General features: G+C 37.5%; 3 protein-coding genes and 1 pseudogene. 2 read left to right on the plus strand and 2 right to left on the minus strand.

Annotation, left to right across the window (positions count from 1 at the left end):
• Positions 1–475: hypothetical protein (locus LC115_09230; protein ID MCZ2356849.1), on the minus strand; the 475-nt coding region annotated here is incomplete at its 3' end.
• A gap of 314 nt (positions 476–789) precedes the next feature.
• Here LC115_09230 and LC115_09235 point away from each other — a divergent pair.
• Together LC115_09235 and LC115_09240 are read left to right on the plus strand one after the other, a co-directional pair.
• Positions 790–1,527, plus strand: coding sequence for a hypothetical protein (locus tag LC115_09235; GenBank protein ID MCZ2356850.1), 738 nt, complete (start codon positions 790–792; stop codon positions 1,525–1,527).
• Between the two features lie 253 nt (positions 1,528–1,780).
• The gene (locus LC115_09240; GenBank protein MCZ2356851.1) at positions 1,781–4,006 is read left to right on the plus strand and encodes a UvrD-helicase domain-containing protein; all 2,226 of its coding nucleotides are present in this window, start codon (positions 1,781–1,783) and stop codon (positions 4,004–4,006) included.
• Positions 4,007–4,072: 66 nt separating this feature from the next.
• Here LC115_09240 and LC115_09245 read toward each other — a convergent pair.
• A pseudogene (locus tag LC115_09245) lies at positions 4,073–4,627 on the minus strand (c-type cytochrome).
• Between the last annotated feature and the right edge of the window lie 58 nt (positions 4,628–4,685).

A 4,685-nucleotide genomic window follows, 5' to 3' on the forward strand; every position in this document is an offset into this window, starting at 1 on the left:
CTAGTTCATTTTTTTTGACATGGCTTTTGCGAGCTACTTTTACCTTTGTCCCAAAATGCTTTGTGGCATATTTAAGCACTGTGTTGTATTTAATATCCTTGTTAAACTCATTGGCTATCCATTCCTTGAGTTCAATATACCCTGCCAGTCCATTTTTAGGGTCATGCAGTTTCTCTTCCATTTTTTTATGCTCTTCCTTGGTGAACACTGATGGCTTTCCTGCTTTCCCTTTCCTACCATTATGTAGCAAGGTGTCCATACCTCCTTTTTTGTAGGCAGTGCGCCAATTGTGGATGCTTTGACTGCTGGCACCAATGGTATCCATCAACTCACGTTTAGAAATACCTTTACTGCCCGCCTCTTTCATCGCTACCAACATTTTGATGCGAGGTTGCATCATTAAAGACGATGATTTTAATGATTTTCTCAACTCAGTCAAACTTTCTGATACAGGAATATATAATGCAAATGACATAATGATTTATATTAAAAACCAAAAATAAAATAAAAAATCCAATATGCAAAATATTGGTCTTGTTTATTTTTCACTATCGTATAAGACGAACCATTTGTCGACCCTGAACCTCCACCTAAAAATACTATACAGGGGGTTCTTTTTTAAAACGTGAGAAAAAACAGCACGTATTCAGATGGATACGTTAGATTTTTATTGTCAGAAAATTATTTAGGACACTATTAAAATCTCATCAATTGTAAAGGGCAAAATTATTTCCAAATGCCTAATTTGATATTTAAAAATAACTACCTTTGCGCATCGAATTAATACAGATGTTACGATTATATGTCGTCTTGGGGTTATTCTTGTTAGTATTTACAACAGACGGTTACGGTCAACGATTTCAGCGAAAACAAGGATGGTGGGTAGCAAATGCCGGTGTTGGCGTTCTGACTTTTTGGGGAGATATTCAGACCACTCCTGTACCTTCAAAAGTCAACTTAGGTGTTAATATAGGAGCCGGCCGTATTTTTAAGAATGGCTGGATGTTAAGTGCTAATTTACTGTATGGCGGATTGAGCGGCAGTAAAACTAACCGTAGAGAAGGTATTATTCGTTCACAGGAATCTTTCTCCACATCTTTATTCGAGTTTAGCGTCCAGCAAAGCGTAACTTTCTATAAGTTCAAGATTCGTAGAAACTCCTTTATTCGTGCCCGAGAGCATTCTACCATTCCGATATATGGATTTGTAGGTATCGGTATTTTCGGCACTAACCCTGAAGCAAGAATAGACAGAGCCGTAGCACCGCTAAATATTCCAAATCCGGAAATAAAAAAACCTGGCTCCTCAGTAGATATTTGCTTTCCCTTTGGGCTTGGTACAAGATATTATTTAACCAAAAAAATCTTAATCGGCGCAGAAGTCGGCTGGAGACTAACGCTATCAGACCAAGTTGATGTCCGTATCGGAAGAACAAAAGAAAACGATATGTATTCCTATATTTCAGCAAATATAACTTACTTACTTTCTAAGCCTCGTAGAGGAATGGAATGCCCACGCTGGTGGTAAAACTTGACTTAGTCATTCAATATAATTTTAGAGGCTGTCTTAAAAAGGCAACCTCTTTTTTTTAATCTTTTTTTAGTTATTTTTGTGCATTAGCAGTGAGGATAATAACTTTTGATATAAATATAAATTACAAAAGTGTCTTTCTGTGTTAAGTTTTTATGATGCTTTTGAACCATAATCATTTTTTATCTAACAAAATCATTGAATAGAAAAATTTTAACCATAGATTTATAGCCTTAATTTTTACGTGGAAATTGATTTTATTAAAGATTTAAACGAGCAACAGCAAGCGGCTGTGCGTCATTTAGAAGGTCCTGTGGTAATTATTGCCGGAGCTGGCAGTGGTAAAACGCGCGTACTTACGTACCGCATAGCTTATTCTATTGCCAAACAAGTAGCTGAACCGCACCAGATTCTGGCACTGACTTTTACCAACAAAGCCGCCAAAGAGATGCAGGAAAGAATACATCAACTTATCGGTAGCCCCGCTAAAAGCCTCTGGATGGGTACTTTCCACTCTATCTTTGCCAAAATATTACGCTTTGATGCCGATAAAATCGGCTTTACCAATAACTTTACCATATATGATGCTGATGATTCAGCCAATTTAGTCAAAAAGATAATATCTGAACTCGGCTACGACGAAAAAGTATTTAAACATAAAAGTATCTATCACAAAATTTCTGCTGCTAAAAACCATTTAGTTCAACCTACCGGATACTTAGCCTTTGTTAAGTTCCTCGATGCCTATGAAGAAACTACAGCTAAGGTTTATGCCGCTTATCAAATGCGACTCTTGAAAGCCAATGCAATGGATTTTGACGATTTACTAACAAATACCGTAAAACTTTTTTCTGACCATCCGGAAATACTGTATCGGTATCAGAACCGCTTCCGGTATATTTTGGTGGACGAATACCAAGATACAAATCACGCCCAATATGTTATTACCAAAAAATTAGCGGCAATTCATCAGAATATCTGTGTGGTAGGTGATGATGCCCAGAGTATTTACTCCTTTCGTGGTGCAGATATCCGAAATATTCTACACTTTCAACAAGATTATTCTAATGCAGTAATATTTAAGTTGGAGCAAAACTACCGTTCTACCGATACAATAGTTCAGGTAGCTAATGCCGTTATCCGGCATAATAAAGCCCAAATTCCAAAACTTGTTTTTACCCAAAATGAACCCGGGGAAAAAATCCGTTTGATGGAAGGAAATTCCGAACAAAATGAAGCAGCAAAAGTCGTAGAAATTATCCGAGAGCTAAAACTCTCCAAGCATTACAATAATCGGGATTTTGCTATTTTGTATCGTACCAACGCACAATCACGGGTTTTAGAAGATGCATTGCGCAGAGCCGGAATCTTATACAAAGTATTTGGCGGGCTTTCCTTTTATCGGCGTAAGGAAATCAAGGATATGCTTGCCTATATGCGCTTAGCCGTAAACCCAAAGGACGAAGAATCTCTACTGCGAATCATTAACTACCCCAAACGTGGAATCGGTGAAACTATTCAGCAAAAGTTAATTATAGAAGCTAATAAACAAAACCTTGCAATATGGGAACTACTCAATATGCCTGCTTTATATGAGCAAAACTGGCGCGGAGCAAAAACCTTGGAGGCTTTCATCACCTTAGTTTCAAGTTTTCAGGCACTTACCGGCAAAAAAGATGCCTATGAAGTAACCCGAAAAATTGCTCAAGATACCGGCATCTTAAAAGAACTCAACAGCGAAGACCACGAAATACGCTCCAAGTACGAAAACGTGCAGGAACTAATTAACGCAACAAAAGAATTTGTAGCTAATGACGGCAAAGAAGGGGATACTTCCTTAGACGCTTTTATGCAAGAAGTTTCATTAGCCACTGATTTTGACCAAGATATAGAAAATCCAAACATCGTTTCTTTGATGACTGTTCATTCCGCAAAAGGATTAGAATTTCCAGTTGTTTTTATTGTGGGCTTAGAGGAAGGACTTTTCCCTTCGGCTATGTCTGCTAAAACAAAAGAAGATATTGAAGAAGAGCGGCGTTTATTTTATGTGGCCGTTACACGGTCTTGCCATGAGTTAGTTTTATCGTATGCCCGCAGCCGTCTGTATTTTGGAACTCCCCAATTCCCGTCTCCCAGCCGCTTTATTGATGAAATTGACCCAAAACAAATTCAAAAAGTTGGACGAACTAACCTAACAAAATCTACTGATGATAAAACAACGCCAAAAACCTTACCTCAAAACTACAAACCGGTAGTTCGTAACCATACGCCGCAAACAAATAAAGTTGCTCACGATTACGATGATAACTCAAAGTTAGCACCGAATATGCAGGTATTTCATGAACAATTTGGGAAAGGGTTAGTTAGAAAAATAGAAGGCTCCAATGAAGATCGCCGTGCTTTTGTGGACTTTGGAACACGCGGCCAAAAAACACTATTGCTTAAATATGCTAAACTGAAAATACTTTCAGACTAACCCAACAGGTTAACTTCTGTGGCAAAAAAGAAATACTTCTTTCCTAAAAATCAATACAATGGCTATCTATTGAAGCAATTTTGTAGTTTTTTCGTCCATTTCCATAGTAAGAGATTTCAAGAAAGTAACAATACTGCTTATTTCTTCATCCCTTAAATCTTTGTTATTCTGTAATTTAGCCATTATTTTGACTGCGTCTTCCAATTTTTCTACAGAACCGTCATGAAAATAAGGGTAGGTCATGGCTATATTACGCAGACTTGGAACTTTAAAGAAATATTTATCATTTTCATTTTTGGTAACCTCAAATCGGCCGGAATCTATTTTTTTGCTTTTTGTTAATTCCCAATAGTTTCCAAAGAGGCCGAATTTTTGTAGCATATTTCCGCCTATGGCAACGCCATTATGGCAGGTAATACATCCAGCTTCCATAAATGTTTTTAAGCCTGTTTTTTCTTCGGTAGTTAGTGCATTTTCATCTCCGTCTAACCATTTATCAAAACGGCTGGGAGGGTGCAATTGTCGTTCAAATGCGCCTATGGCTTTGGTAATATTGTCAAAAGTGATGGGTTGGGTAGAACCCGGAAAAGCCTTGGCAAAAAGAGTTTTGTATTCTTCGACACCGCTAAGAGGTTGTTTAAAAATGGTGTAAAAATTGTTAAATTATTTAATATCACAT

The sequence above is a fragment of the Bacteroidia bacterium genome (assembly GCA_026932145.1).
Classification (GTDB): domain Bacteria; phylum Bacteroidota; class Bacteroidia; order J057; family JAIXKT01; genus JAIXKT01.

Coding starts and splice junctions, on each gene's coding strand:
- LC115_09235 (MCZ2356850.1), top strand. CDS start 790: ATGTTACGATTATATGTCGTCTTGGGGTTATTCTTGTTAGTATTTACA.